The following is a 25,309-nucleotide window of genomic DNA, read 5'->3' on the forward strand; positions in this document are numbered from 1 at the left end:
GGGGTCGTCCGGGCATCCGTGCACGTCGGGGCGGGGGCGGTGGTCGAGTGGCCCCCGGTAGGGGATCGTGTGCCCGTGCCCACCCCCACGCGCGGATTTCTCGGCCGCCGGCGCGAGCGCGACCCGCGGCTGCCCCCCGGCCAGTACGACGTCGGCGGCGACTGGCCGGTGCTGACCGCCGAGCCCACCCCGCGGATCGCCCCGGAGACCTGGAGCATCACCGTCGACGGGAAGGTCGATTCGCCGACGACGTGGACCTGGGACGAGACCCACCGGCTGCCGCCCGCCGAGTACCGCGGCGACATCCACTGCGTCACCACGTGGTCGAAGTTCGACACCCGCTTCTCCGGGATCAGCGTCGACACGCTGCTGCAGGCCGCCCGGCCGACCGCCGAGGCGCACTTCGTCATGGCGACGTCGACGACCGGCTACACGACCAACCTGCCGCTGGCCGACGTCACCGGGGGCAGGGCCTGGCTGGTCTGGGACTTCGACGGCCGCCCGCTGACCCCGGAGCACGGCGGCCCGGTGCGGTTGCTGGTCCCGCACCTGTACTTCTGGAAGAGCGCCAAGTGGATCAGCCGGCTGACCCTGCTGGCCCGCGACCAGCCCGGCTTCTGGGAGCAGAACGGCTACCACGACCGCGGCGACCCGTGGCGGCAGCAGCGGTACCAGGGTGACTGAGCCGCTGGGTCCGGGCGTCACCGGCGCGCCTCGCGGCGGATGGCGGACGGCGACCGTCGCGGGCGTCCGCCGCCCGGTGCCCCGCTCGGTCCAGCTGCGGCTCGACGTCGAGGACCGGGTGGACCACCTGCCCGGCCAGCACTACGTGGTGCGGCTGACCGCTCCCGACGGGTACACGGCGCAGCGCTCCTACTCGGTCGCGTCGGCACCCGGCGACCCGTTGCTGGAGCTGTTCGTCGAGCGGCTGGACGACGGCGAGGTCTCCACGCACCTGGCCGATGTCGTCGAGCCGGGGGACGTGCTCGAGGTCCGCGGCCCGATCGGCGGCTGGTTCGTCTGGGACGGCGAGAGCCCGGCGCTGCTGCTCGCCGGCGGCAGCGGCGTCGTCCCCTTCGTGTCGATGCTGCGCACCGCGCGAGCGCTCGGGCGCACCGAGCTGCTCCGCATCGCTGTCTCGGTGCGGACGCTGGAGCTGCTGCCCTACGCCGACGAGCTGCTGCAGGCCGGGGCGCTGGTCGTCACCACCCGCGAACCGCGCGGGATCCGGCCGGCGGGCCGGCTCACCGCCGCGGACCTCGTGCCGCTGTGGGAGCCGGACCAGACCGCCTTCGTGTGCGGCACGGCAGCGTTCGCCGGAGCGGCCACCCGGCTGCTCGAGATTCTGGGCACCCCGGCGGCGGCCATCCGGGTGGAGCAGTTCGGTCCGAGCGGCTGAGGGGCCCGCCCGGGCCCCTCAGCCGCCTCCGGACGTCAGCCGGAGGTCCATGGCGCCGCGGTCGAGCTCCTGCGCAGCAGTCGCCGGCGGTGGTGCGGGTTCAGCGGTCGTCGGCCCGCGGCCGCGCGTGTAGAAGTGGGGCATGACGACGACCGCCCCGCACCCGTCTCCGGCCCTGGACCCGGCGCTGGTCAGCCGCCTCGCCGCGCTGGTCACCGCGGCCCCCGGCCGTCCGCGACAGGCGTCGCACGCCCCGTTCACCGGCGACCTGGTCGGGGAGGTGCCCACGTGCACCGCCGAGGACGTCGCCGAGGCACAGCGCCGGGCCCGCGCCGCGCAGGTCGAGTGGGCGGCCCGGTCGATGGCCGAGCGCGCCGCGGTGATGCTGCGCTACCACGACCTGGTCCTGGAGCGGCAGGAGCAGATCCTCGACGTCGCCCAGGTCGAGACCGGCAAGGCCCGCGTGAGCGCCTTCGAGGAGCTGGCCGACGTCGCCATGACCGCGCGGTACTACGCGCACACCGCAGCGTCGCACCTCCGGCCCACCCGCCGGCAGGGCGCCCTGCCGGTGCTCACCCGCACCGTCGAGCACCACCACGCCAAGGGCCTGGTCGGTGTCATCAGCCCGTGGAACTACCCGCTCACCCTGGCGGTGTCCGATGCGATCCCCGCGCTGCTGGCCGGCAACGGCATCGTGCTCAAGCCCGACGCGCAGACGCCGTTCACCGCGCTGATCGCCGTGGAGCTGCTGTTCGAGGCCGGGCTGCCGCGCGAGCTGTTCCAGGTGGTCACCGGTGCCGGCCGGGACCTCGGTGCCCCGCTGATCGAGGGCGTCGAGTACCTGATGTTCACCGGGTCCACCGCCACCGGCCGGATCGTCGCCGAGCAGTGCGCCCGCCGGCTGATCGGCTTCTCCGCCGAGCTGGGCGGCAAGAACCCGATGATCGTGCTGGCCGACGCTGACCTGGAGAAGACCGTCGAGGGCGCGGTGCGCGCCTGCTTCTCCAACTCCGGCCAGCTGTGCATCTCGGTGGAGCGGATGTACGTGGAGGACGCGATCTACGACCGGTTCGTGCCGGCGTTCGTCGAGCGGGTGCAGCGGATGCGGCTGGCCCCGGGCACGACGTGGGACGCCGAGATGGGGTCCCTGGTGAGCGCCGACCAGCTCGATGTCGTCACCCGGCACGTCGACGACGCCGTCGCGAAGGGCGCCCGGGTGCTCGCCGGCGGGAAGCCGCGGCCGGACCTCGGCCCCCTCTTCTACGAGCCGACCGTGCTCGAGGGCGTCACCGACGAGATGGAGCTCGCCCGGGACGAGACCTTCGGGCCGGTCGTGGCGGTCACCCGGGTGCGCGACGCCGACGAGGCGGTGCGGCTGGCCAACGACACCCGCTACGGCCTGAACGCCAGCATCTGGACGACGCCGTCGCGGGGTGCGCGGCTGGCCACCCGCATCCAGGCCGGCACGGTGAACGTCAACGAGGCCTACGCCGCGGCCTGGGCCTCCCACGACGCGCCCATGGGCGGCATGAAGGACTCCGGCGTGGGCCGGCGGCACGGCCGCGAGGGCATCGTCAAGTACACCGAGAGCCAGACCGTCGCCGTGCAGCGCGGCCTGCCGGTCGGCCCGATGCCGGGGCTGCCGCTGGAGCGCTACGCGACGGTGATGACCGCCGGGCTCAAGGCGTTGAAGCGGCTGCCGTTCCTGAAGTGAGCCCGGAGCCCGCCGGCGTCGCGGGGTCCGGCGATGAGCACGGTCACGTGTGGGGCCGGGGCCGCTCCGGGTAGGGCCGCGCCAACGCGCCGCTCGGTCCCCGGCCACGGTGTCCGGCAGAAGGAGGAACCGTGGACGAGCAGGACCAGAAGCGTGCCGAGCTGGGGGAGACCGACGCCCCCGCCGAGGACGAGGTCGCCGAGGCGTTCGAGAAGATCGTCAGCGAGGGCGCGCAGCGTCTGCACCGCCGGTGGCGGGAGGTGCTGGCGACCGGCCTGGCCGGCGGGCTCGAGGTGGCCGTCGGTGTGCTGGCGCTGCTGGCGGTCCTCGCCGCGACCGGCAGCGAGCTGCTCGCCGGGCTGGCGTTCAGCGTCGGCTTCATCGCCCTCATGCTCGGCCGCAGCGAGCTGTTCACCGAGGGGTTCCTGGTCCCGGTGACCGCGGTGTTCGCCGGTCGGGCCAGCACCGCCCAGCTGGCGAAGCTGTGGGCGGGGACCCTGGTGGCCAACCTCGTCGGTGGCTGGCTGGTCATGTGGGTGGTCGTGCAGGGCTTCCCCGACCTCGCGGAGGTGGCCGTCGAGTCGGCGACGCACTTCGTCGAGGCGCCGCTGGACCTGCAGTCGGTCTGCCTGGCCTTCCTGGGCGGCAGCGTGATCACGCTGATGACCCGCATGCAGCACGGCGCGCACTCGGAGAACGGGAAGATCGTCGCCTCGGTGATCGGCGGCTTCCTCCTCGCCGGCCTGCTGCTGTTCCACTCGATCCTGGACTCGCTGCTGATCTTCGGCGCGCTGCACGCCGGCGCCCCGTTCGGCTACTTCGACTGGCTGGCCTGGTTCTGGTACACCGTGCTGCTCAACATGGCCGGGGGGCTGTTCGTGGTCACGCTGATCCGCCTGGTGCGGAGCAAGGAACTGATCGAGCGGGAGCGCGCAGCGGTCGCCGAAGGGCGGTAGGGCGCACCTCCGCCGGCGGCCGGAGTGCCCGCTGCCCGCCCGGCGGGGCGTCTAGCCCCGCGCGGCTCGGCGGATCGCCGAGACGTAGCGGGCGGTGGCCGCGCGCTGGAGGACCAGGCTCAGCGGCCCGGCCAGCCGGGCGGCGGGGGAGGCCAGCCGGAAGAAGACCCGGATCGTGTAGACGACGTCGCCGTCGTCGGTGAGCCGCACCGTGAACCGCTCCTCGCCGCTCTCCGGGTGGCCCGGCAGCGTGCCGTAGGCGAAGCCGCGCTCGACCCCCTCGGTGCTCGACCAGACGACCCGGCAGGGGATGTCGTAGCCGAACCGGGGCAGCCCGGCGGTGAGGACGACGACGGTGCCCGGCGTGCTCGCCTGACCGGTGGCGCTGATCCGGAGGCCGGCACCGCGCTGCGCCCGCCAGCCGAGGACCGCGGCGACGGCTCGCTCGAACGCCGCCGGCCCGCTGCCCACGACCGCGGAGTGCTCGGCGTGGTGGTAGCCGGCCGGCAGTCCGGGGCTCCCGGTCGCACCCACCTCGGTGTAGGTCAGCGGTGCATCGGTGAGGGTGGCCGGATCGGTCGCGCGCAGGAGGCCCACGCATGCAGTGTCCCCGTCCGGCCGGCGGTAGGTTGGCCAGCACTGTGCTGCCCGCCGTCACCGCCACCCGCTACGTCACCCCGCTGCGCGAGGGTGGCTCGCTGCCTGGGCTCATGGAGGCCGACGACCTCGGCACCTACGTGGTGAAGTGGCGCGCGGCCGGGCAGGGCGTCAAGGTGCTCGTCGCCGAGGTCGTCTGCGCCGAGCTGGCCCGGGCCCTGGGGCTGCCGGTGCCGGCGCTGGTCACCGTCGACGTCGCCGCGGAGCTGGCGGTGGGCGAGCCCGACCACGAGGTGCAGGAGCTGCTGCAGCGCTCGGCCGGGCGCAACCTGGGGCTGGACTACCTCCCCGGCGCGCTGGACTTCGAGGCCGGTGCCGACGGCGTCGACCCCGAGCTGGCCGGCCGGGTGCTGTGGTTCGACGCGCTGATCGGCAACGTCGACCGCTCCTGGCGCAACCCCAACATGCTCTTCTGGCACGGCCGGCTGCAGCTGATCGACCACGGTGCCGCGCTGACCTTCCACCACCACTGGCCCGGCGCCGAGGCCGCCGTCACCCGGCCCTACGACGCCTCGGCGCACGCGCTGGTCGAGTGCGCGCCCGACGTCCCGGCGGCCGACGCGGCGCTGGCCGGCCGCGTCACCCGGCCGCTGCTGGACGGCGTGCTGGCCCAGGTGCCCGACGAGTGGCTGGCCGACGACGGCGAGGAGCCGGTGCACGCCGTCCGCTCCCGCTACGTGGGGCAGCTGCTGGCCCGCCTGGCCGCTCGCGACGCGTGGCTGCCCGGGCTGGTGGCGGCCGCGGCCGCCGGGGGAGCGGGCCGCCGGCGGGCCCCGGTCGGGGCCAACCGACCGGGCTGGCTGGGGCCGCCGCCGCCGGAGGGGATGAGCCAGCGATGAGCGCACCGACGCGGCGGGAGACCTTCGAGTACGCGGTGCTGCGGGTCGTGCCCCGCGTGGAGCGGGGCGAGTCGCTCAACGCCGGCGTGCTCGTCTACTGCCGGCAGCGCGACTACCTGGGCTCGCGGCTGCACCTCGACGTCGACCGGCTGCGGGCCCTGGACCCGACCGCCGACCCGGTGGCGATCGGCCGGGCCCTGCAGGCGGCCGCCGACGTCTGCTCGGCCGACCCGGGCGCCGGTGCCGCCGGACGGGAAGCCCTCGGCTCCCGGTTCCGCTGGCTCACCGCGCCACGCAGCACCGTCGTCCAGCCGGGCCCGGTGCACACCGGGCTCACGACGGACCCCGACGCCGAGGCCGACCGCCTCCTGTCGCTGCTGGTGCTCCCCGTCGCCGGCTGACCACGATCGGTGGCCAGCGGTCACCCGTGGTTCATCCTCCCGCCACCGGCACGTGGCGGCCGCCCGATTGGGTGCGAGGGCCCCCACCGCCTCGCGACCAGAGGGACCGATGACCGACATCCGCACACCGCGCTCCCGCGCACTCCTGCCGCTGTTCTCCGGCATCCGCCACGGCAGCCGCAGCCACGCCACCTGCTACTACAAGTGCGGCAACGCCTGCGACGCCGCCGTCCCGAACCAGACCGACAACCCCACGTTCGCCGAGGTCGTCGAGACCGCCTTCAGCCGCCGCAACATGCTCAAGGCCGCCGGTGCCGGCGCACTGCTGGTCGCCGCCGGGCCGGTCGCGTCGGCGGCCGCCAGGGAGCAGCAGGTGCCGACCGGTGGCGGCGTCGCCCCGCTCCCGGGCCGCGAGCTGACGTTCCGGCCGGTCGAGCAGAACTTCCTCGACGAACTGGTCACCGCCGACGGCTACCGCTACTCCGTGGTCATGCGCTGGGGCGACCCGGTGCTGCCCGGCGCCCCGCCGTTCCGCATCGACCGGCAGACGCCCGAGGCCCAGGCCATGCAGTTCGGCTACAACTGCGACTACATCGGGCTGCTGCCGCTGGACGACCGCGACCGGCAGGCGCTGCTGGTGGTCAACCACGAGTACACCAACGAGCAGCTGATGTTCGCCGGGGTGGCCGACGAGTCCGCGCCGACGACGCCGGAGCAGAAGCGCATCGCGATGATGGCCCACGGCATCTCCGTCGTGGAGGTGCAGCGGCACGGCCGGACCGGCGAGTGGCGCCCGGTGCGCAACGGCCGGCGCAACCGCCGGATCACCACCGACACCCCGATGGAGCTCACCGGCCCCGCCGCCGGTTCGCCCTACCTGCGCACCAGCGCCGACCCCCAGGGGCGCACGGTCCTCGGGACCCTGAACAACTGCGCCGGTGGCATGACCCCGTGGGGCACCACGCTGCACGGGGAGGAGAACTTCAACCAGTACTTCGGCACGACGACGCCGATCACCGAGAGCGCGAAGGAGCCCCGGCTGGCGCGCTACGGCATCTCGGCCACCAGGCCGCCGGGCCGCCGCTGGGACGAGGTCGACCCGCGCTTCGACCTCTCGAAGGAGCCCAACGAGGTCAACCGCTTCGGCTGGGTGGTCGAGGTCGACCCCTACGACCCGACCTCGACGCCGAAGAAGCGCACCGCGCTCGGCCGCTTCAAGCACGAGGGCGCGAACGTGCAGATCGCCGAGGACGGCCGCGTGGTCGCCTACTCCGGTGACGACGAGCGGTTCGACTACATCTACAAGTTCGTCTCGCGGAAGACCTACCGTCCGGGCACCGACAGCGCCTCGCGGGCCCACAACCTGACGCTGCTCGAGGACGGCGACCTCTACGTCGCCCGCTTCGTCGGCGACTCCCCGGCCGCGGAGATCGACGGCAGCGGCGAGCTGCCCGCCGACGGTGCCTTCGACGGCTGGGGCGAGTGGATCCCGCTGGTGCGGGACGGCCGCTCGATGATCCCCGGCAAGGACGTCGCGTGGGTGCTCACCTTCACCCGCCTGGCCGCCGACCGCCTCGGGAAGCAGCTTGACGCAGGCGGCGACTTCCCGGACCCCGCGAACCCGGTCGTCGTCGACCCTGCGCTGGTGCCGACCAAGATGGACCGGCCGGAGGACATCCAGGTCAACCCGGTCAACGGGCGGGTCTACGCGGCCCTGACCAACAACTCCAACCGCACCGGGGTGAACGGCCGGCCGGGTGCCGACGAGGCCAACCCGATCACCCGCTCCTACGCGTTCGAGCCCGCGGACGAGGAGGCCGGCACGCCGGCGACCTTCGAGCAGCAGCCGGGCAACCGCAACGGGCACGTCATCGAGTGGGAGGAGACCGGGTCGGCCGCCGGGACGACGTTCTCGTGGCGGATCTTCCTGGTCTGCGGCGACCCGCAGTTCCCGGGGACCTACTTCGCCGGGTACGACCGGTCCAGGGTCAGCGCCATCTCCTGCCCGGACAACCTCGAGTTCGACCCGGCGGGGAACCTCTGGATCTCGACCGACGGGAACGTGCTCTCCGTCCGCAACCAGGCCGTCGGCACCCTCGGCGGGACCAACGACGGGCTGTTCGCCGTGCCGACCGAGGGTCCCGAGCGCGGGCACCTCAAGGCCTTCCTCACCGTGCCCCTCGGTGCGGAGTGCAGCGGGCCGCTGATCACCCGGGACGCGCGGTCGGTCTTCGTCGCCGTCCAGCACCCGGGCGAGACCACCGGCTCGACGGTGGAGAACCCCTCGAGCCGGTGGCCGGACTTCCAGGCGTACCGGCCCTTCCCGCGGCCGAGCGTCGCCGTCGTCTACCGCACCGACGGCGGGCGCGTGGGCAGCTGAGACCGGCGCGCGAGCCCCGCACCGGGCCGGTGCGGGGCTCGCGTCGTCTCAGGGGAGCAGCGCGTCGATGCGGCGGGCGAGCTCCAGGTCCAGCTCGCTCACCCCGCCGGCGGAGTGGCTGACCAGGCGCAGGTGCAGGGTGCGCCAGCGCAGGTCGACGTCGGGGTGGTGGTCCATCTCCTCGGCCACGTCGGCGATCGCGACGATGGCGGCGACGGCGTCCCGGAAGCTCGGCAGCTCGACGGTGCGCCGCAGCCCGTCGGCGTCGCCGGACCACCGCGGCAGACCGCCCAGCGCGGCGGCGACGTCGTCGGGGGAGAGGCGGGGAGGTCGGGGCATGTGCCGATCCTCGCGCTCAGCGGGTCAGGTGTGCAGGCCGCACTCGGTCTTGCCGCGCCCGGCCCAGCGGCCGGCGCGGGGGTCCTCGCCGGCGGCGACGGGACGGGTGCACGGCGCGCAGCCGATCGAGCCGTAGCCGAGCTCGAACAGCGGGTTCACCGGGATCTGGTGCTCGGCGGTGTAGGCGTCGACGACGTCCTGGGTCCAGGCCGCCATCGGGTTGACCTTCACCATGCCGCGCTTGGCGTCCCAGTCGACCAGCTTCGTCCCGGCCCGCGTGGGCGACTCGTCGCGCCGCACGCCCGAGCCCCAGGCCGCGAACCCGGCCAGGGCCTGCGCCAGCGGCTTGACCTTGCGCAGCTCGCAGCACAGGTCCGGATCGCGGTCGTGCAGCTTCGGCCCGAAGGAGAGGTCCTGCTCCGCCACGGTCTGCGGCGGGGTGACGTTGTGCAGGGTGATCGGCAGCACGCTGCTGATCCAGTCGCGGGTCCCGATGGTCTCGGCGAAGTGGTAGCCGGTGTCGAGGAAGACCACGTTGACGCCGGGGATCACCCGGGCGGCCAGGTGCGACAGCAGCCCGTCGGCCATGGAGGAGGTGATCGCGAACTGCTCGCCGAAGGTGTCCCCGGCCCAGCGCAGCACGGCGAGCGCCTGCTCCACCGGGTCGGCGATGCCCTCGAACCGGGCGTCGGCCTCGGCCGCGAGCTCCGGCGTCGCCGAGATGGCCGTCGTCATTCCTGGACTCCCGTCGCGATCAGGCGGACGGAGAACGCGCGCAGGCAGGCGCCGCAGCGCCACCCCGCGGCCGACTCCCCGTCGTAGGGGGTCAGCTCCTCGTCCCCGCAGTACGGGCAGTGGAACACCGGCAGCTGCCGGGTCCTTCCCGTGCCCGCCTCGTCGGTCACAGCAGCCAGTCCTCCTCGGCGCGGGAGACGTAGTGCGCGAACGACTCGCCCGGCGTGCGGCGGTCGAGGAAGCCGCGCAGCACCCGCTCGCAGTAGTCCGCGGTCTCGGCCTTGGTCACCTTGTGGCCGCGGAACTTGCGGCCGAAGGTGGCCTCCACGCCGAGGTGGCCGCCCAGGTGGACCTGGAAGCCCTCGACCATCTCGCCGCTGTCGTCGCGCACCATCGAGCCCTTGAACCCGATGTCGGCGGTCTGGAAGCGGGCGCAGCTGTTCGGGCAGCCGTTGACGTTGATGCCGATCGGCACGTCGAAGTCCGGCAGCCGCCGCTCCAGCTCGGCGTAGAGGTCCTGCGCGTGCTGCTTGGTCTCGACGATCGCCAGCTTGCAGAACTCCAGGCCGGTGCACGCCATGGTGCCGCGGCGGAAGGCGCTGGGCCGCACCTGCAGGTCGTGCTCGGCGAGCGCGGCGACCAGCGCCTCGACCTTCTCGTCCGGCACGTCGAGGATGACCAGCTTCTGCTGCGTCGTCGTCCGGATACGGCCCTGCCCGTACTCGTCGGCCAGGTTCGCGATCGTGGTGAGCAGCGAGCCGCTGATCCGGCCGGTGCGCAGCGCGAAGCCGACGGCGTTGGCGCCGTCCTTCTGCTTGGCGACGCCGACGTGGTCGCGCTGGTCGTGCTTCGCCGGCGCCGGCGCGGGGCCGTCGGGCAGGGGCGCGTGCAGGTACTCGTCCTGCAGCACCTGGCGGAACTTCTCCGGGCCCCAGTCGGCCATCAGGAACTTGATGCGGGCGCGGTTGCGCTGCCGGCGGTAGCCGTAGTCGCGGAAGATCGACGTGCAGGCCGCCCAGACGTCGGTCACCTGGTCGGGCCGGACGAAGACGCCGATCCGCTGGGCGAACATCGGGTTGGTGGACAGCCCGCCGCCGACCCACAGGTCGTAGCCGGCCTCGCCCGCCTCGTTCACGACGCCGACGAAGGAGACGTCGTCGATCTCGGGCTCGGTGCAGTGGTCGACGCAGCCGGACATCGACGTCTTCCACTTGCGGGGCAGGTTGCTGAACTCGGGGCTGCCCACGTACTTGGCCACGGTCCCGGCGATGACGTCGGTGGCGTCGAGCACCTCGTCCTCGAGGATGCCGGCCAGCGGGCAGCCGAGCATGACGCGCGGGACGTCGCCGCAGGCCTCCATGGTCGACAGGCCGACCGACTCCAGCCGCCGCCAGATCTCGGGCACGTCCTCGATGCGGATCCAGTGGTACTGCACGTTCTGCCGGTCGGTCACGTCGGCGACGTCCCGGCCGAACTCGGTGCTGATGCCGCCGAGGACGCGCAGCGCGTCGCTGGTCAGCTGCCCGCCGTCGATGCGGGCCCGCATCATGAAGTACGAGTCCTCGAGCTCCTCGGGCTCCAGCACGGCGGTCTTGCCGCCGGGGATGCCCTGGGCGCGCTGGGTGTAGAGGCCCATCCAGCGCATCCGGCCGCGCAGGTCACCGGGGTCGATGCCGTCGAACCCGGTCTTCGAGTAGATGTCCAGGATCCGCTGGCGCACCTCGAGGCCGTCGGAGTCCTTCTTCATCCGCTCGTTCGGGTTGAGCGGTTCGCGGTAACCCAGCGCCCACTGACCCTGACCGCGCTGCGGCCGGTTGCTGGTACGGGTGGGGGTGCTCACGTGGCGTACTTCTTCCTGCGCTCGCCGTCCGCCGGCAGCCGGGCCGGAGGACGGGGCGCTGCTGGATCGGGACGCAGCGGAGGAGCTGCGCGGGGAACCTGGGTCAGCGCGCGGCGCGACAGGCGGCGCTGGAGACGAGCGCCAGATCGATGTGCAGACGCGCGACGAGCAGGCTGCCGCGGTCGGTCATGGCGCCGATCCTCCCATATCCCGACCGATCCGGCGTGTGAGCCGTCCGACGACGTCGATCGCGGGGGCCGTCAGTCCGCGGTCGGCCCGCTGAAGGAGCGCCAGGCGGCGTCGATGGCGACGAGCTCGGCCGCGTGCGGGGGCAGCTCACCGGCGACGACGTCGGCCACGGTGACGCCCTCGAGCACCTGGCGGTAGGCCTCCCGGGCGGCGACCCACACGCCGGCCAGCTCGGCGGCCGCCCCGGGGTAGCTGACCTCCTCCGGCCGCTGCCCGTGCACCTCGGCCAGGAAGCCCTGCTCCACCCGCATGACGCGGGCGATCGAGATCTCCGAGGCCGGCAGCGCCAGCCGGTACCCGCCCTCCCGGCCGCGCTGGCTGGTGACCAGCCGGGCGTGCTGGAGGTCGGTGAGGATCGCCTGCAGGAAGCGGTTGGGGATGTTCTGGGCGGTCGCGATGCGGTCGCAGGTCAGCGCCTCGGGCGCGGCCGCGGCGAGCTCCACGACGGCGCGGACGGCGTAGTCGACCCGGGCGTTGATGCGCACGAGCCCATAGTGCCGTCATCTGGGAGAGTGCCCGGGTGTTCCAGCTGCGTTTCACCACGATGGTGGAGGCGCCGTTGACCGTGGCCTTCGACGTCGCCCGCGCTCTCGGCCGCCCCTGGCCGGTGCCGCTGGCGGAGATCGTGTCCGTGCGGCCGGAGCGGGACGTGTACGCCGTCGCCCGCGGCCGCGGCTGGGTCACCCACTCGCGCCGGTTCACGGCCACCGGGGCCGGCACGCTCGTCGACGAGCAGGTGGACTGGGAGACGAGGCTGCCCGGCGTCCTCGGCGGCGTCGTCGACCAGCTGGTGCTGCGCCGCCGCATCGTGCGGGCGATGCAGTCGCACCTCGACGCCTACGCCGCCGCGGCGGCCCTCCGGGCGAACGATGTGGTGCAGGTGGTCGGCGCCGCCCTCGTCGACGGCGACCGCGTGCTCGTCGCGCAGCGCTCCGGCGGGCCCTTCGACGGCTGCTGGGAGTTCCCGGGCGGCAAGGTGGAGCCGGGGGAGTCGGAGCTGGCCGCGCTCGTGCGCGAGTGCGCCGAGGAGCTCGGCGTCGTCGTCGCGCCGCAGGCGTTCCTCGGCGAGGTGCCGCTGGACGGCGTCGTCGCCGGTGGCGCGCCCGGCGCGTCGACCATGCGGGTGTGGTGGGGGCGGCTCGCGTCCGGCCGGCCGGTCGCCCACGAGCACGCCCAGCTGCGGTGGGTGGGCGCCGGTGAGCTGGACGCCCTGGACTGGATCCCCGCCGACCGCCCCCTCCTCCCCGCCGTCCGCGCCCTCCTCGCCCGCCTCTGACCCCGCTTTTCCGCGGAAACCCACCCCCGCTTTACCGCGGAAAAGCTCCGCGGCTGTGGACAGCGCCGCGCGGGAGGTCCGCGGGCCGCCAGCATCGCCCCGTGTATCTGCGGTCCCAGGGTCTGCACGGTGTCTTCGTCGGCGCGCACGCCGTATCGGAGGGGGCGCTCAGCCGAGCCCAGTTGATGAAGGGGCCGTACGTCCGCGTCCTCCACGGCGTGTACGCCGATCCCTCCCTGCCCCGGGACCACATGCTCAAGACCCGGGCCGCCGCGCTGCTGATGCCGCCGGAGGCGGTGCTCGGTGGGCGGACCGCTGCCGCGATGCTCGGTGGGCCTGCCCCGAACTTCGGCGATCCGGTGACCGTCATCGTTCCGCCCGGTACGAAGTGGCGCGGGCCGCAGGGAGTTCGGGTGCACACCGCTGAGCTGCCTGCGGGCGACATCACCGTCGACGACGGTCTGCGCCGCACCGTCGGGGCACGAACGGCCTGGGACGTCGCTGCGCGCGAGCCCGTGGCGACGGCTGTCGGCGTCCTGGACGCCATGGTGCGCGCGGGCCGCGTGACGACGGGGACCCTGATGGGCCTGATCCGGGACCGCGGCGGTGCCTGGGGATCACGGCGGGTGCGTCGGGCCTTCGAGCTGGTCGATGCGCGGGCCGAGTCGCCGCCGGAGTCGTGGGTGCGGGTGGCGTGCGCCCTCGCCCGGCTGCCGGCGCCGGTGCCGCAGTACGAGGTCGTCGAAGGAGGCGTGTGGCTGGGCCGGGTCGACCTCGCCTGGCCTGCGCAGCGGCTGGTCGTCGAGTACGAGGGCGCCTACCACTTCGACGGGGTGCAGGTGGTGCGCGACGACGAGCGCTACCGGCGACTGGTGGCCGCAGGGTGGCGGGTGATCCGGGTGGCGGCGCACGACCTCCGGGCCATGGAAGCCGTGGTGGCGCGCATCCGTGACGCGCTGCGTTCCCAGCCCCCGAACTGACAACGTTTCCGCGGAGAAGCGGGGGTGAGTTTTCGCGGAAAGGTGGGGGTGGGTTTCCGCGGAAAAGCGGGGAGGACGGCGGCGGGCGCCGCATCCCGGAGCGGGAGCGGCGCCCGTCGGTCGTCAGGAGCCCATCTGGCGGGAGTCGGAGGCCCTACTTGAAGGCGTCCTTCACCTTCTCGCCGGCCTGCTTGAGGCTGCCCTTCGACTCTTCCTTCTTGCCCTCCGCCTGGAGGTCGCGGTCGTCGGTGGCGTCACCGAGAGCCTGCTTCCCCTTGCCGGACAGCTCCTCGATCTTGCTCGTCGCCTTGTCCGTACCGCTCATCGCGCGTACCTCCGGTGCTCGTCGGTCGTGTGGGATGCGCTGTACCCCCGCGAAGCGGCCGCGACACCAGCCGGTTCGGCCGGCCCGGAAGGCCTCCGGCGAACCCGCGGTGGCCGCCGGAGGACCGCCCGCTGGACCCGTCGCGCGGCGTGGAAGTTACGGTTGGTGCGCGGATCGTGAGCCCAGGTCACAACTCGATGACGTCCGTGGACACCCTCTTCGAGGCGTGCCTAGGGTCCACCCGTCGCACTCTGGGACGTCATCTCCCGGTTGCGTTCGGTTCGTGACCAGTCAGTCGTCCCATTCGCCCGCGGGGCCGTGGTTCGACCTGTCCGTTCCCCCCGCTGGTGCGGGTCGAGGGAGGCATTGCACGTGAAGTTGAGCAAGCGCAGGACTGCGCTCGTGGCGGGTGGCGTCGCCGCCGCGATGCTGCTGTCCGCCTGTGGCGGCAGCGACGAGAACGAGGGCGGCGGCGGTGGCACCGCCGCCGAGGGCGGCTCCTTCAGCGTCTACGTCGGTGAGCCGGAGAACGCTCTGGTCCCGGGCAACACCACCGAGAGCGAGGGCCACCAGGTCATCTCCTCCCTGTGGACGGGTCTGATCGAGTACGCCGCCGACGGCGAGGTGGAGTACACCGGCGTCGCCGACTCCATCGAGTCCGAGGACAACACCACCTGGACCATCGAGCTCAAGGACGGCTGGACCTTCCACGACGGGACGCCGGTCACCGCGCAGTCCTTCGTCGACGCGTGGAACTACACCGCCTACAGCCCCAACGCCCAGGGCGCGTCCTACTTCTTCTCCAACATCCTCGGGTACGACGACCTGCAGGCCCCGACCGACGACGAGGGCAATGTCACCGGGGACCCCGCCGCCGAGGAGATGAGCGGCCTCGAGGTCGTCGACGAGAACACCTTCACGGTGACCCTCGCGACCCCGTTCGCCCAGTTCCCGGTGACCGTGGGCTACAACGCCTTCTGGCCGCTCCCCGAGGCCTTCTTCGAGGACCCCGAGGGCTTCGGCACGCAGCCGATCGGCAACGGCCCGTTCCAGGCCGACGGCGAGTTCGTCCCCGGCCAGGGCATCACCGTCAGCCGGTACGAGGACTACGCCGGCGAGGACGCGGCGAACGCCGAGACGGTCGAGTTCCGGGTGTACGCCGACCTGAACACCGGCTACAACGACCTGCAGGCCGGAAACCTCGACGTCCTGCCGGACCTCCCCCCGGACGCCATCGCCTCGGCCGAGGACGTGCTCGGGGACCGGTACCTGGAGGCGCCGTCGTCCGGGTTCACCTACCTGGGCTACCCGACCTACGACGAGCGCTTCTCCGACCCGCTCGTGCGCCGCGCGCTGTCGATGGGCATCGACCGGCAGGCCATCTCCGACGCCATCTTCGCCGGTAGCCGCGAGCCGGCCGACGCCTACGTGGCGCCGGTGGTCGACGGGTACCGCGAGGGTGTCTGCGAGTACTGCGAGCTGAACGTCGACGAGGCCAACGCGCTCCTCGACGAGGCCGGCTTCGACCGCAGCCAGCCGATCGAGCTGTGGTTCAACGCGGGCGCCGGTCACGACGCCTGGGTGCAGGCGGTGGGCAACCAGCTCCGGGAGAACCTCGGCGTCGACTACGTCCTGCGGGGCGAGCTCGACTTCGCCGAGTACCTGCCGCTCCTGGACGAGCAGGGTGTGACCGGTCCGTTCCGCCTCGGCTGGAGCATGGACTACCCAAGCCCGCAGAACTACCTCGAGCCGCTGTACTCCACGGCCGCCCTCCCGCCGGCGGGTTCGAACGCCACGTTCTACTCGAACCCGGACTTCGACGCGCTGATCCAGCAGGGCAACAGCGCCGAGAGCAACGACGAGGCGATCGACTACTACAACCAGGCGGAGGACATCCTCCTCCAGGACATGCCGATCATCCCGATGTTCTTCGACCTCGAGCAGGCCGGGCACTCGGAGAACGTCAGCGACGTGGTGATCGACGTGTTCGGTGACATCGACGTCGCCAACGTCAGCGTCAACGGCTGACCCAGCCGCACACCGCAGGCCGCCGCCGGGGAACCCCGCCCAGACCGGGCAGGGCTCCCCGGCGGTCGGCCGCTCGGGCTCGTCCCGCATCATGGACGACGCCTCCCGCCCGCTCACATGGGTGAGGAGCGTCCCGACCGAGGAGCGACATGGGCCGCTACATCGCGCGCCGTCTTCTACTCACGATCCCCGTCCTCATCGGGGCCTCGTTCCTGATCTTCGCGATGGTCTACGCGCTGCCAGGGGACCCGATCCGGGCCCTGGGCGGTGACCGCCCGCTCGCCCCCGCCGTCGTCGCCCAGCTGACCGACGAGTTCAACCTGAACGACCCGTTGTGGCTGCAGTACGTCAAGTACGTCGGTGACCTGCTACAGGGTGACTTCGGCACCGACTTCCGCGGCCGCGAGGTGCTCGACACCATCATTCAGCGGATGCCGGTCACCGCGAAGCTGGCGCTGGTCGCCATCGCGTTCGAGATCGTCATCGGCATCGTCGCCGGCGTGCTCGCCGGTATCCGCAAGAACGGCTTCTTCGACAACGTGGTGCTGGTGAGCACCACGCTCATCGTGTCGATCCCGATCCTGGTGCTGGCGTTCGTCGCACAGTTCACCTTCGGGCTGCAGCTCGGCCTCTTCCCGATCGCCGGCGTCAACGAGGGGTGGTACAGCTTCCTGCTGCCCGGCCTCGTGCTCGCTGCCGGGTCACTGGCCTACGTGGCCCGCCTCACCCGGACCAGCATCGCCGAGAACATGCGCGCCGACTACGTGCGCACCGCGCGGGCCAAGGGCCTGCCGCGCCGCGACGTCATCGTCCGGCACACGCTGCGCAACAGCCTGATCCCGGTCGTCACGTTCATCGGCGCCGACATCGGCACGCTCATGGGCGGCGCCATCGTCACCGAGACGGTCTTCAACCTGCCCGGCATCGGACGGGCGGTCTTCGACGCCGTGCGCGCCCAGGAGGGCGCTGTCGTCGTGGGGATCGTGACGCTCCTGGTCTTCGTCTTCATCTTCTTCAACCTGGTCGTCGACGTGCTGTACGCCGTCCTCGACCCGAGGATCCGCTATGAGTGACCCGAAGCTGACGACCGTGGGCCACGACGAGGTCGGGGCCGGTGCCGTGACCGGCGTGGACGACCAGCAGGAGGCCCGCCAGAACAGCCTGTGGAGCGACGCCTGGCGCCAGCTCAAGCACAGCGTGCTCTTCTGGATCGGCGCCGTGCTGGGCCTGCTGTTCGTCGGCATGGCGCTCCTGCCGTCGGTCTTCGCCCGCGGTGTCGACCCGCGGTCGTGCAACCTGGCGAACTCCAACGGCACGCCCTCGGCGGAGCACTGGTTCGGGTTCGACCAGCAGGGCTGCGACTACCTGGCCAACGTCGTCTACGGCGCGCGGAACTCGCTGATCATCGGCCTGCTGGCGGTCGTCGTGATCCTGGTGCTCGGCGTCCTCGTCGGCGCCATCTCCGGGTTCTACGGCGGGGTCACCGACAGCATCCTGTCCCGCATCGCCGACATCTTCTACGCCCTGCCGCTGATCCTTGGGGCACTGGTCGTCCTGCGCAGCGGCATCCTGGGGCGCGGCGTGGTCGCGGTGGCGGTCGCGCTGGCGCTGTTCGGCTGGATGACCGCCATGCGGCTGGTCCGCTCGCAGGTGATCGCGGTCAAGAGCTCCGACTACGTCGCCGCGGCCCGGGCCATGGGCGCCTCCGACACCCGCATCCTCGTGCGGCACATCCTGCCCAACGCGGTCGCCCCGGTGCTGGTCTACGCGACGATCACCATCGGTGTGCTCATCGCGGCCGAGGCGACGCTGACCTTCCTCGGTGTGGGGCTGCAGCCGCCGGCGATCTCCTGGGGGCTGCAGATCGCCACCGGGCAGAGCCTGCTGCGGACCGCGCCGCACGCCGTCCTCTTCCCCAGCCTCATCCTCACCCTGACGGTGATGGCCTTCGTCCTCATGGGTGACGCCCTGCGCGACGCCCTCGACCCGAAGCAGCGTTCATGAGCACCGCGTCCACGTCCGTCCCGTCCGGCCCCGTGCGCGGCGCAGGGACACCCATCCTCGAGGTCGACGACCTGCGGGTGGAGTTCCGCACCGGCTCGGGGGTGGTCAACGCCGTCAACGGCGTGAGCTACACCGTCTCGGAGGGGGAGACCCTCGCCATCCTGGGCGAGTCCGGCTCCGGCAAGTCCGTCTCCGCCCAGGCGATCATGGGCATCCTCGACGTGCCGCCGGCCCAGATCACCAGCGGCCGGATCGTGTTCGAGGGGCGTGACCTGCTCACGCTCCCGGAGGAGGCGCAGCGCAAGGTCCGCGGGCCGGGGATCTCGATGATCTTCCAGGACGCACTGTCCTCGCTGAACCCCGTCTACAGCGTGGGTTTCCAGATCGGTGAGATGTTCCGCGCGCACCGCGGCATGTCCCGCAAGGACGCCAGGAAGCAGGCCGTCGAGCTGATGGACCGGGTGCGCATCCCGGCCGCCGCGCAGCGGGTGGACGACTACCCGCACCAGTTCTCCGGCGGCATGCGGCAGCGGGTGATGATCGCCATGGCGATCGCCCTCGATCCCCGCATCCTCATCGCCGACGAGCCGACGACGGCGCTGGACGTCACCGTGCAGGCCCAGGTCATGGATCTGCTGAAGGACCTGCAGCGGGACACCGGGATGGGACTGATCCTCATCACCCACGACCTCGGCGTGGTGAACGAGGTGGCCGACAACGTGGCGGTCATGTACGCCGGCCGCATCGTCGAGCGCGGCACCGTCGACGACGTGTTCGGCAACCCGGCGCACCCCTACACCGACGGTCTGATGCGCTCGATCCCGCAGGTCGAGGTCAAGGGCGGCCGGCTGCAGCCCATCGGTGGGCAACCACCGAACCTGGCCGCCATCCCGTCGGGATGCCCGTTCCACACCCGCTGCCCCAAGCGCCGCACCGGCGCGGAGGCGGCGCCCGGACGGGACTGCGTCGCCGACGTCCCGCCGTTGCGGCTCGTCGTCCCCGGCCGCGAGGCGGCCTGCCACTACAGCGAGGAGGTCCTCGGTGCCTGACGCCAGCTCCGGGAGCAGCGCAGCGGACCGGTCCGCGGAGGCGGGCCGGAGGAAGCTGTCCGACGCCGTCGCGGCGGCGGCCACCCGCCCGGTGCACGCACCCGGCGAGGTACTGCTGGAGGTCAAGGACCTCAAGAAGCACTTTCCGCTCACTCAGGGCATCGTCCTCAAGCGCACGGTCGGCCACGTCCGGGCCGTCGACGGGGTGAACCTGAAGCTGCGGCGTGGGGAGACCGTCGGCCTGGTCGGTGAGTCGGGCTGCGGCAAGTCGACGGTCACCAAGATGCTGGTGGCGCTCGAGAAGCCGACCGACGGGCAGATCCTCTACAAGGGCGACGACGTCACCAGGATGAGCGGCCGCGCGCTCAAGCAGTACCGGCGCGAGGTCCAGATCATCTTCCAGGACCCTTACGCGTCGCTGAACCCGCGGATGACCGTGGGCGACATCGTGGCCGAGGGGTGGTCGGTGCACGCCGACGTCGCACCGAAGCAGGGGCGGCTGCAGCGCACCCAGGAGCTGATGGAGCGGGTCGGGCTCAATCCTGACTTCGTCAACCGGTACCCGCACCAGTTCTCCGGTGGGCAGCGGCAGCGGATCGGGATCGCCCGGGCGCTGGCCCTGCAGCCGGAGGTCATCGTCTGCGACGAGCCGGTCAGCGCCCTCGACGTCTCCGTGCAGGCGCAGGTGGTCAACCTGCTGGAGGACCTGCAGGAGGACTTCGGGCTGTCCTACCTGTTCATCGCCCACGACCTGTCGGTGGTGCGGCACATCTCCGACCGCGTGGCCGTGATGTACCTGGGCAGCATCGTCGAGGAGGGCACCGAGGACCAGGTCTACGGCTCGCCCGCCCACCCCTACACCCAGGCGCTGCTCTCCTCCGTGCCGGTGCACGAGCCGCACCTGCGCGGGCTCAAGGAGCGGATCCTGCTCGAGGGGGACGTCCCGAGCCCGGCGAACCCGCCCTCGGGGTGCCGCTTCCGCACCCGCTGCTGGAAGGCGCAGGACATCTGCGCCACCGAGGCGCCGGCGCTGGTCGACCGGGGGCAGGGTCACCCCTCGGCGTGTCACTTCGCCGAGGCGCGGGCCGTGGTTCCGACGGAGTGAACCTCAGCCGGGCGGCACCCTCAGGGCCTCGCCCGGCTGAGGGGCAGAATGCCGGAGTGATCCCCAACCGGCGCCTGCTCCTGGTCCACGCGCACCCGGACGACGAGACGATCAACAACGGGGCCACGATGGCCCGCTACGTCGCCGAGGGTGCCGGCGTCACCCTGCTCACCTGCACGCTGGGTGAGGAGGGCGAGATCCTGGTGCCGGAGCTGACCCAGCTCGCCGCCGACCAGGCCGACCAGCTCGGTGGCTACCGCATCTGGGAGCTGCGTGCGGCGATGGCCGCCCTCGGGGTCGAGGACTTCCGGTTCCTCGGCGGGCCAGGGCGGTACCGCGACTCCGGGATGATGGGCACGCCGGCCAACGAGCACCCGCGGGCCTTCTGGAACGCCCACCTGGACGAGGCGGTCGGGCACGCCGTCGCCGTCGTCCGCGAGGTGCGCCCGCAGGTCGTCGTCACCTACGACGAGTTCGGGGGCTACGGCCACCCGGACCACATCCAGGCCCACCGCGTGGCCATGGCCGCCGTCGAGGCCGCGGCCGATCCGGGATACCGCCCCGACCTGGGCGAGCCCTGGGAGGTCGCGAAGGTCTACTGGAACGCCATGCCGCGCTCGGTGGTTCGCGAGGGCATCGAGGCGATGGCCGCGCTGGGGGAGGCCTCGCCGTTCGAGGGGCTGGGGAACATCGACGACGTGCCCTTCGTCGTGCCCGACGAGGTGGTCACCTGCGCCGTGGACGGCCGGGCGCACGCCGGCCGCAAGGACGCCGCCATGCGCGCCCACCCGACCCAGATCACCGTCGACGGCCCGTTCTTCGCGCTGTCGAACAACCTCGGCCAGGAGGTCATGGGCGTCGAGTACTACCGGCAGGTGGCGGGCGAGCGCGGCCCCGGAAACGGTCCGCACGACCGGGAGGACGACCTGTTCGCCGGTCTGCCCGGGTGAGCCGCAGGCGGTGGGCCGTGCTGGCCTGGGGCGTGTGCGCGGTCGCCGTCGCCGGCTGGCTGGCGCTGGTGGAGGTGTTCTGGCTGCCGCTGCGGGTCGGGGGCGTGCTGGTGCCCGTGTCGGTCGCCGCCGCGGTGGTGGGCAACGTGCTGCTCGTCCGGGCCGCGCTGCTGCTGAGCGGGTCGAAGGCGGTCGCCGCGCTGCCCGCCGTCACCTGGCTGGTGGTCGCGGTCGGCGCGATGGTGCGCCGCCCGGAGGGGGACCTGCTGCTGGGCGGCAGTGGCGCGCTCGGCGCCGTCAACCTGGTCTTCCTGCTGCTGGGCGTGCTGGCGGGGGCCCTCGCCGCCGGTCAGGCGATGGGCGAGCCGCGCCGCACGGTCATGCCGGCGGTGCCGGAGCCCACCGGTAGTGGTAGCGGTGGTGCTCGGTGAAGCCCAGCCGCGCGTAGAGGTCCAGCGCGGGGCGGTTGGACGCCGCGACCTGGAGCAGGCAGGAGTGCCCGCCGCGGGCGCGCGCGTCGGCGGCCAGTGCCGCCATCACGGCCGTCGCCAGCCCCCGCCGCCGGTACCGCTCGTCGACGGTCACGGCGCTGATCACCAGCCAGCCGTCGCAGAGCACGCCCCGGGCGACGGCGGCCGGCGGAGCCCCGCCGGGCCCGGGCCGGATGGAGGCGAACCGCGGCTGGTCGGCGTTGCCCAGGACGGCGGCCGCGGCGGCCGGCAGGGCGGTACCGCGGTACCGGTAGCCGGCCAGCCAGGCCGCGTCCGGCGCGTCCGCGAGCTCGACCGGGACGTCGGGGGCGGCCCACGGACCGGCGGGCGCGGTGAGGACCAGGTTGTCCTCGTCCCGGGTCCACTCCGCGGCGGCGAAGGCGGCGTCGGCGGCCGCCGCGCCGGACGAGGGGACGGCGGCGCACGGCCGCAGGCCGCGGCCGGCGTACCAGGCGGTCACCTCGGAGACGGCGGCGGGCAGCCCGGCGGGCGGGCCCCCGACGACGAGGACCGAGTTGGCGCGGCCGGTGAACCCGCCGCCGGCACGCAGCAGCCAGTCGCCGTAGGGCTGCTCCTCCAGCCCCCGCCAGGTGCGGGCGGCCAGCCGCTCCAGGTCGGCGACGGGCACGGCGGGGACGGCGGAGGACGCGAGCACAACGCCGATCCTCGTACCCGGTCGCCGGGGGAGCGGCGACACCCCCGGGGTCAGTGGTGGTAGCGGGTCGCGGAGGTCCACGCCGCGGGCGTCGGGCGGGCGTCCAGCCAGCCCAGCACGCGAGGGGCCGGCATGGGCCGGGAGATGTGGTAGCCCTGCGCGACGTCGCAGCCCCACTCGCGCAGCGCGGCCAGCGAGTCGGCGTCCTCGACCCCCTCCACCACCATGCTCATGCCCAGGTCCCGGCTCAGCTGCAGGGTGCTGCGCACGATCGCGGCGGCCCGGGTGTCGCTGGTCAGGTGGGTGACGAAGCTGCGGTCGAGCTTGAGCTCGTCGACCGGCAGCGCCCGCAGGTAGGACAGCGATGAGTAGCCGGTGCCGTAGTCGTCCACCGAGAGCCGCACACCCAGCCGGCGCAGGCCGGCCATGACCTGCTGGCTGCGGGCGGCGTCGGCCATGAGGACGTCCTCGGTGATCTCCAGGACGAGGGCCCGGGCGGGCACGGAGAACGCGTCCAGCAGCATCTCGACCTGCTCGGGCAGGGCGACGTCCTGGAGGTTGGACACCGACAGGTTCACCGCGATCGACAGCTCGTGGCCGTGCGCCCGCCACGTCCGCAGGTCGCGCAGGGCGCGCTCCAGCACGCGCAGCGCCAGCCGGCGCATCAGCCCGGCCTGCTCGGCGAGCGGCAGGAAGACGTCGGGGTAGAGCAGCCCGCGGTCGGGGTGGTTCCAGCGGACCAGTGCCTCGAGGCCGACCACGGTCCCGGTGCGGAGGTCGAGCTGGGGCTGGTAGTGGTTGTCCAGCTGCTCGCCGTCCAGGGCCGACCGGAGCTGCTCGAGGGTCTCCAGCCGGTCGCGGGAGGCCGGGGTGCCGTCGGGCGCCCACACCTCGTACCCCATGCGGCCGCGCTTGGCGGCGTACATGGCGGTGTCGGCGCGGGCGAGCAGCAGCGAGCGGTCGCGGCCGTGGTCGGGGCACAGCGCGATGCCGACGCTGGCGTCGACGTGCAGCGACATGCCGTCCAGCACGAAGGCGTCGCGCAGCTGGGCGCCGAGCTCCTCGGCCACCTCCCGGGCGCGGTCGGCGTCGGCGTCGGGCAGCAGGACGGCGAACTCGTCGCCGCCCATCCGGGCGAGCAGGTCGCCCGGACGCAGCGCGCGCTGCAGCCGGGGGCCGACCAGGCAGAGCAGGTCGTCACCGACGCTGTGCCCGAAGCTGTCGTTGATCTCCTTGAAGCGGTCGAGGTCGATCATCACCAGCGCGCACCGGCGGTCGCGGTCGCCGTAGACGGTGCGCTCGACCTCCTCGATGAACCGCCGGCGGTTGGCCAGCCCGGTCAGCGGGTCGTGGTGGGCCTCGGTGGCCAGCTGCGCCAGCCGCTGCTGCTCGGCGGCGCGCAGCTCGGCGTTCTCCACGACGAGCGCGCCCTCGAGGGTCACCTGGCGGACGGCGTCGCGCACGGACGGGCTCCAGGTGCGCCCCGACCCGACCGACCCGGTGACGACCAGTCCGAGGAGCCGGTCGCCGGACAGGAGCGGCACGCTGATGTAGGACCCCAGTTCCAGGGCCCGGACGAGCTGCGGGTCCAGCAGGTCGCCGGCGGCCGCGTCCTCGACGAAGACCGGGGTCCGCTGCTCGGCGGCCCGCCGCCAGAGGGGCACCTCCACCGCCGGCCGGCCGACCAGGCGGGCCTGGATCACCTGCTTGTGCGACTCGGGCCAGTCCACGTGCCGCACCTCGCCGATGCGGTCGGTGGCGTCGACCAGGTAGGCGGCGCTGCGGTCGGTGCCCGCGAGCCGCTGGACGGCGCGGGCCAGCACCTCGGCGGCCTCGGCGGCCCCGGTGACGCCGGAGCCGTCGACGAGCAGCTGCCGCACGACCCGGGCGGTCGCGAGGGAGGCCGCCCGGGCCTGGCTCGTGCGGGCCTGCTCGATCACCCCGCCGAGGTGCGCCCCGGCCGCGGCGGCCAGCCGGCGGACGTCCTCGGAGAACGGGCGCACGTGCGTGCTGTCGAGGATGAGGACGCCGGCCAGCTCGGGGCTGCGGCCCAGCGGGACGGCCAGCGCCGAGGCGATCTGGAAGGAGTCGACCCACCAGCCGGAGACCAGGCCGGAGTTGCGGTCGGCGGTCATGGCCTCACCGGTGCGCAGCACCGTCTCGGCCAGGGGGAGGGCCACGGGGGCGTTGCGGAACTGCTGCCAGGTGGCGAGGTCGCGGCGGCCGTCGGCGTAGGCGGCCATCCGGGGGACGAGCCGGCCGTCCTCCAGCAGGAAGATGCAGGCGCGCTCCACCTCGCCGAGCTCGGCGAGCTGGCGGCACGCCGAGCCGAGCAGGTGGTCCATGGACTGCGCCTGCCCCGCGGACTCGATGAGGCCCAGCAGTACGGCGACCTGGTCCAGCCGGCGCTGCTCGGACCGGCGGGTCCACGCCTCGGCCAGCGCCGCGGCCAGCTTGGGTGCGACCTGGCGCAGCAGGTGCGGTGCGGCCGCGGCCGCGGGCTCCACGGTGAGCACGCCGATCACCTCCCCGTCCAGCAGCAGCGGCTCGCCGTGCGCGGAGCCGATGCCGACCTCGGCCAGCTGGCGGTCCGCCGCGCGGCGCCCGTCGGCGGTGGCGACGACGGCGTGGCGGCCGGTGATGACGGCGGAGAGGAACGGGGCGTCGGAGACGAACGCGGGCGTGCGCAGCGCCGGGTGCTGCGGCAGGGGGTCCCCGGCGGGGCAGACGGCCTGCCGGAAGGGGACGACGAGCTCGGTGGTGGCCTCGTGCACCCACACCGACACGCGGGTCGCACCGGAGGACGAGCGCAGTCGGGACAGCAACTGCACCAGCGCTGCCTGGGCGTCGTAGGGCGACGCCGGGGACGGGCGCCGCGGCGTGGCCTCGTGATGCGTCTCGGACACGTCGTCAAGATCGGCGCCTGCCCCGCCTCCT

25 protein-coding genes are annotated in these 25,309 nt (G+C 73.2%); 16 read left to right on the forward strand and 9 right to left on the reverse strand.

Annotated features, from left to right (window positions below):
* Window positions 1-75: 75 nt before the first annotated feature.
* The 4 genes from ACI790_RS02770 to ACI790_RS02785 all read left to right on the forward strand — a co-directional run bounded on the left by ACI790_RS02770 (window position 76) and on the right by ACI790_RS02785 (window position 4,069).
* Complete coding sequence (locus ACI790_RS02770) at window positions 76-684, forward strand: sulfite oxidase-like oxidoreductase (protein WP_456568257.1); 609 nt, start codon at window positions 76-78, stop codon at window positions 682-684.
* Window positions 677-1,399 carry an FAD-binding oxidoreductase gene (locus ACI790_RS02775; protein ID WP_456568258.1) on the forward strand — a complete coding sequence of 241 codons (723 nt, stop codon included), beginning with the start codon at window positions 677-679 and terminating at the stop codon, window positions 1,397-1,399. Before ACI790_RS02770 ends, ACI790_RS02775 begins: the two co-directional genes overlap by 8 nt.
* A 142-nt stretch (window positions 1,400-1,541) precedes the next feature.
* Window positions 1,542-3,113: a succinic semialdehyde dehydrogenase gene (locus ACI790_RS02780; protein WP_456568259.1), complete on the forward strand. Its 1,572-nt coding sequence runs from the start codon at window positions 1,542-1,544 to the stop codon at window positions 3,111-3,113.
* Between the two features lie 131 nt (window positions 3,114-3,244).
* Window positions 3,245-4,069 (forward strand): formate/nitrite transporter family protein, encoded by an 825-nt coding sequence (locus ACI790_RS02785; protein WP_456568260.1) that lies wholly within the window; start codon window positions 3,245-3,247, stop codon window positions 4,067-4,069.
* A gap of 51 nt (window positions 4,070-4,120) precedes the next feature.
* Here the strand turns inward: ACI790_RS02785 and ACI790_RS02790 are convergent, their stop codons facing one another.
* A complete protein-coding gene (locus ACI790_RS02790) occupies window positions 4,121-4,666 on the reverse strand; it encodes a DUF1990 family protein (RefSeq protein ID WP_456568261.1) in 546 nt (181 codons plus the stop codon).
* A 44-nt stretch (window positions 4,667-4,710) separates the two neighbouring features.
* Between ACI790_RS02790 and ACI790_RS02795 the strand changes: the two genes are divergently transcribed.
* From ACI790_RS02795 to ACI790_RS02805, 3 genes are all read left to right on the forward strand, one after another.
* Window positions 4,711-5,565 (forward strand): HipA family kinase, encoded by an 855-nt coding sequence (locus tag ACI790_RS02795; RefSeq protein WP_456568262.1) that lies wholly within the window; start codon window positions 4,711-4,713, stop codon window positions 5,563-5,565.
* Complete coding sequence (locus ACI790_RS02800; RefSeq protein ID WP_456568263.1) at window positions 5,562-5,966, forward strand: DUF3037 domain-containing protein; 405 nt, start codon at window positions 5,562-5,564, stop codon at window positions 5,964-5,966. Before ACI790_RS02795 ends, ACI790_RS02800 begins: the two co-directional genes overlap by 4 nt.
* A 109-nt stretch (window positions 5,967-6,075) precedes the next feature.
* A complete protein-coding gene (locus ACI790_RS02805) occupies window positions 6,076-8,346 on the forward strand; it encodes a PhoX family protein (protein WP_456568264.1) in 2,271 nt (756 codons plus the stop codon).
* A 48-nt stretch (window positions 8,347-8,394) separates the two neighbouring features.
* Here the strand turns inward: ACI790_RS02805 and ACI790_RS02810 are convergent, their stop codons facing one another.
* The 5 genes from ACI790_RS02810 to ACI790_RS02830 form a co-directional block, all read right to left on the reverse strand.
* A complete protein-coding gene (locus ACI790_RS02810) occupies window positions 8,395-8,685 on the reverse strand; it encodes a 4a-hydroxytetrahydrobiopterin dehydratase (RefSeq protein ID WP_456568265.1) in 291 nt (96 codons plus the stop codon).
* A gap of 24 nt (window positions 8,686-8,709) precedes the next feature.
* The gene (locus ACI790_RS02815) at window positions 8,710-9,420 is read right to left on the reverse strand and encodes a phosphoadenylyl-sulfate reductase (RefSeq protein ID WP_456568266.1); all 711 of its coding nucleotides are present in this window, start codon (window positions 9,418-9,420) and stop codon (window positions 8,710-8,712) included.
* The gene (locus ACI790_RS02820; RefSeq protein WP_456568267.1) at window positions 9,417-9,590 is read right to left on the reverse strand and encodes a hypothetical protein; all 174 of its coding nucleotides are present in this window, start codon (window positions 9,588-9,590) and stop codon (window positions 9,417-9,419) included. The genes ACI790_RS02815 and ACI790_RS02820 overlap by 4 nt, the downstream gene beginning before the upstream one ends.
* Complete coding sequence (locus tag ACI790_RS02825) at window positions 9,587-11,260, reverse strand: nitrite/sulfite reductase (RefSeq protein WP_456568268.1); 1,674 nt, start codon at window positions 11,258-11,260, stop codon at window positions 9,587-9,589. The genes ACI790_RS02820 and ACI790_RS02825 overlap by 4 nt, the downstream gene beginning before the upstream one ends.
* A gap of 260 nt (window positions 11,261-11,520) precedes the next feature.
* Window positions 11,521-11,994 (reverse strand): RrF2 family transcriptional regulator, encoded by a 474-nt coding sequence (locus ACI790_RS02830; RefSeq protein ID WP_456568269.1) that lies wholly within the window; start codon window positions 11,992-11,994, stop codon window positions 11,521-11,523.
* A gap of 35 nt (window positions 11,995-12,029) precedes the next feature.
* Between ACI790_RS02830 and ACI790_RS02835 the strand changes: the two genes are divergently transcribed.
* Window positions 12,030-12,785, forward strand: coding sequence for a (deoxy)nucleoside triphosphate pyrophosphohydrolase (locus tag ACI790_RS02835; RefSeq protein WP_456568270.1), 756 nt, complete (start codon window positions 12,030-12,032; stop codon window positions 12,783-12,785).
* Window positions 12,786-12,886: 101 nt separating this feature from the next.
* Window positions 12,887-13,765, forward strand: a complete 879-nt coding sequence (locus ACI790_RS02840) for an endonuclease domain-containing protein (protein WP_456568271.1) — start codon at window positions 12,887-12,889, stop codon at window positions 13,763-13,765.
* Between the two features lie 154 nt (window positions 13,766-13,919).
* Here the strand turns inward: ACI790_RS02840 and ACI790_RS02845 are convergent, their stop codons facing one another.
* Entirely contained in the window at window positions 13,920-14,090 is a 171-nt protein-coding gene (locus ACI790_RS02845; RefSeq protein WP_456568272.1) for a CsbD family protein, read from the reverse strand.
* Window positions 14,091-14,462: 372 nt separating this feature from the next.
* Here ACI790_RS02845 and ACI790_RS02850 point away from each other — a divergent pair, with 372 nt between their 5' ends.
* The 7 genes from ACI790_RS02850 (at window position 14,463) to ACI790_RS02880 (ending at window position 21,657) form a co-directional block, all read left to right on the forward strand.
* Entirely contained in the window at window positions 14,463-16,118 is a 1,656-nt protein-coding gene (locus ACI790_RS02850) for a peptide ABC transporter substrate-binding protein (protein WP_456568273.1), read from the forward strand.
* Window positions 16,119-16,267: 149 nt separating this feature from the next.
* Window positions 16,268-17,191 (forward strand): ABC transporter permease, encoded by a 924-nt coding sequence (locus tag ACI790_RS02855; protein WP_456568274.1) that lies wholly within the window; start codon window positions 16,268-16,270, stop codon window positions 17,189-17,191.
* Entirely contained in the window at window positions 17,184-18,122 is a 939-nt protein-coding gene (locus tag ACI790_RS02860; RefSeq protein WP_456568275.1) for an ABC transporter permease, read from the forward strand. The genes ACI790_RS02855 and ACI790_RS02860 overlap by 8 nt, the downstream gene beginning before the upstream one ends.
* Window positions 18,119-19,171, forward strand: coding sequence for an ABC transporter ATP-binding protein (locus tag ACI790_RS02865; protein WP_456568276.1), 1,053 nt, complete (start codon window positions 18,119-18,121; stop codon window positions 19,169-19,171). The genes ACI790_RS02860 and ACI790_RS02865 overlap by 4 nt, the downstream gene beginning before the upstream one ends.
* Window positions 19,164-20,276 carry an ABC transporter ATP-binding protein gene (locus ACI790_RS02870; protein ID WP_456568277.1) on the forward strand — a complete coding sequence of 371 codons (1,113 nt, stop codon included), beginning with the start codon at window positions 19,164-19,166 and terminating at the stop codon, window positions 20,274-20,276. Before ACI790_RS02865 ends, ACI790_RS02870 begins: the two co-directional genes overlap by 8 nt.
* A gap of 56 nt (window positions 20,277-20,332) precedes the next feature.
* Window positions 20,333-21,226, forward strand: coding sequence for an N-acetyl-1-D-myo-inositol-2-amino-2-deoxy-alpha-D-glucopyranoside deacetylase (mshB, locus tag ACI790_RS02875; protein ID WP_456568278.1), 894 nt, complete (start codon window positions 20,333-20,335; stop codon window positions 21,224-21,226).
* On the forward strand, window positions 21,223-21,657 hold the full coding sequence (locus tag ACI790_RS02880; RefSeq protein ID WP_456568279.1) for a hypothetical protein: 435 nt from the start codon (window positions 21,223-21,225) through the stop codon (window positions 21,655-21,657). The genes mshB and ACI790_RS02880 overlap by 4 nt, the downstream gene beginning before the upstream one ends.
* On the opposite strand, the gene ACI790_RS02885 is transcribed toward ACI790_RS02880, so the two are convergent.
* A complete protein-coding gene (locus ACI790_RS02885; protein WP_456568280.1) occupies window positions 21,605-22,372 on the reverse strand; it encodes a GNAT family N-acetyltransferase in 768 nt (255 codons plus the stop codon). The genes ACI790_RS02880 and ACI790_RS02885 overlap by 53 nt on opposite strands.
* A gap of 50 nt (window positions 22,373-22,422) precedes the next feature.
* Complete coding sequence (locus tag ACI790_RS02890; protein ID WP_456568281.1) at window positions 22,423-25,278, reverse strand: EAL domain-containing protein; 2,856 nt, start codon at window positions 25,276-25,278, stop codon at window positions 22,423-22,425.
* Window positions 25,279-25,309: the final 31 nt, after the last annotated feature.

The sequence above is a fragment of the Blastococcus sp. SYSU DS0539 genome, assembly GCF_054050855.1.

Bases quoted from the DNA above. Each gene is read 5' to 3' on its own strand.
- ACI790_RS02860 (WP_456568275.1), top strand. From the start codon at position 17,184: ATGAGTGACCCGAAGCTGACGACCGTGGGCCACGACGAGGTCGGGGCC.
- ACI790_RS02865 (WP_456568276.1), top strand. From the start codon at position 18,119: ATGAGCACCGCGTCCACGTCCGTCCCGTCCGGCCCCGTGCGCGGCGCA.
- ACI790_RS02810 (WP_456568265.1), bottom strand. From the start codon at position 8,685: ATGCCCCGACCTCCCCGCCTCTCCCCCGACGACGTCGCCGCCGCGCTG.
- ACI790_RS02780 (WP_456568259.1), top strand. From the start codon at position 1,542: ATGACGACGACCGCCCCGCACCCGTCTCCGGCCCTGGACCCGGCGCTG.
- ACI790_RS02845 (WP_456568272.1), bottom strand. From the start codon at position 14,090: ATGAGCGGTACGGACAAGGCGACGAGCAAGATCGAGGAGCTGTCCGGC.
- ACI790_RS02855 (WP_456568274.1), top strand. From the start codon at position 16,268: ATGGGCCGCTACATCGCGCGCCGTCTTCTACTCACGATCCCCGTCCTC.
- ACI790_RS02815 (WP_456568266.1), bottom strand. From the start codon at position 9,420: ATGACGACGGCCATCTCGGCGACGCCGGAGCTCGCGGCCGAGGCCGAC.
- ACI790_RS02800 (WP_456568263.1), top strand. From the start codon at position 5,562: ATGAGCGCACCGACGCGGCGGGAGACCTTCGAGTACGCGGTGCTGCGG.
- ACI790_RS02805 (WP_456568264.1), top strand. From the start codon at position 6,076: ATGACCGACATCCGCACACCGCGCTCCCGCGCACTCCTGCCGCTGTTC.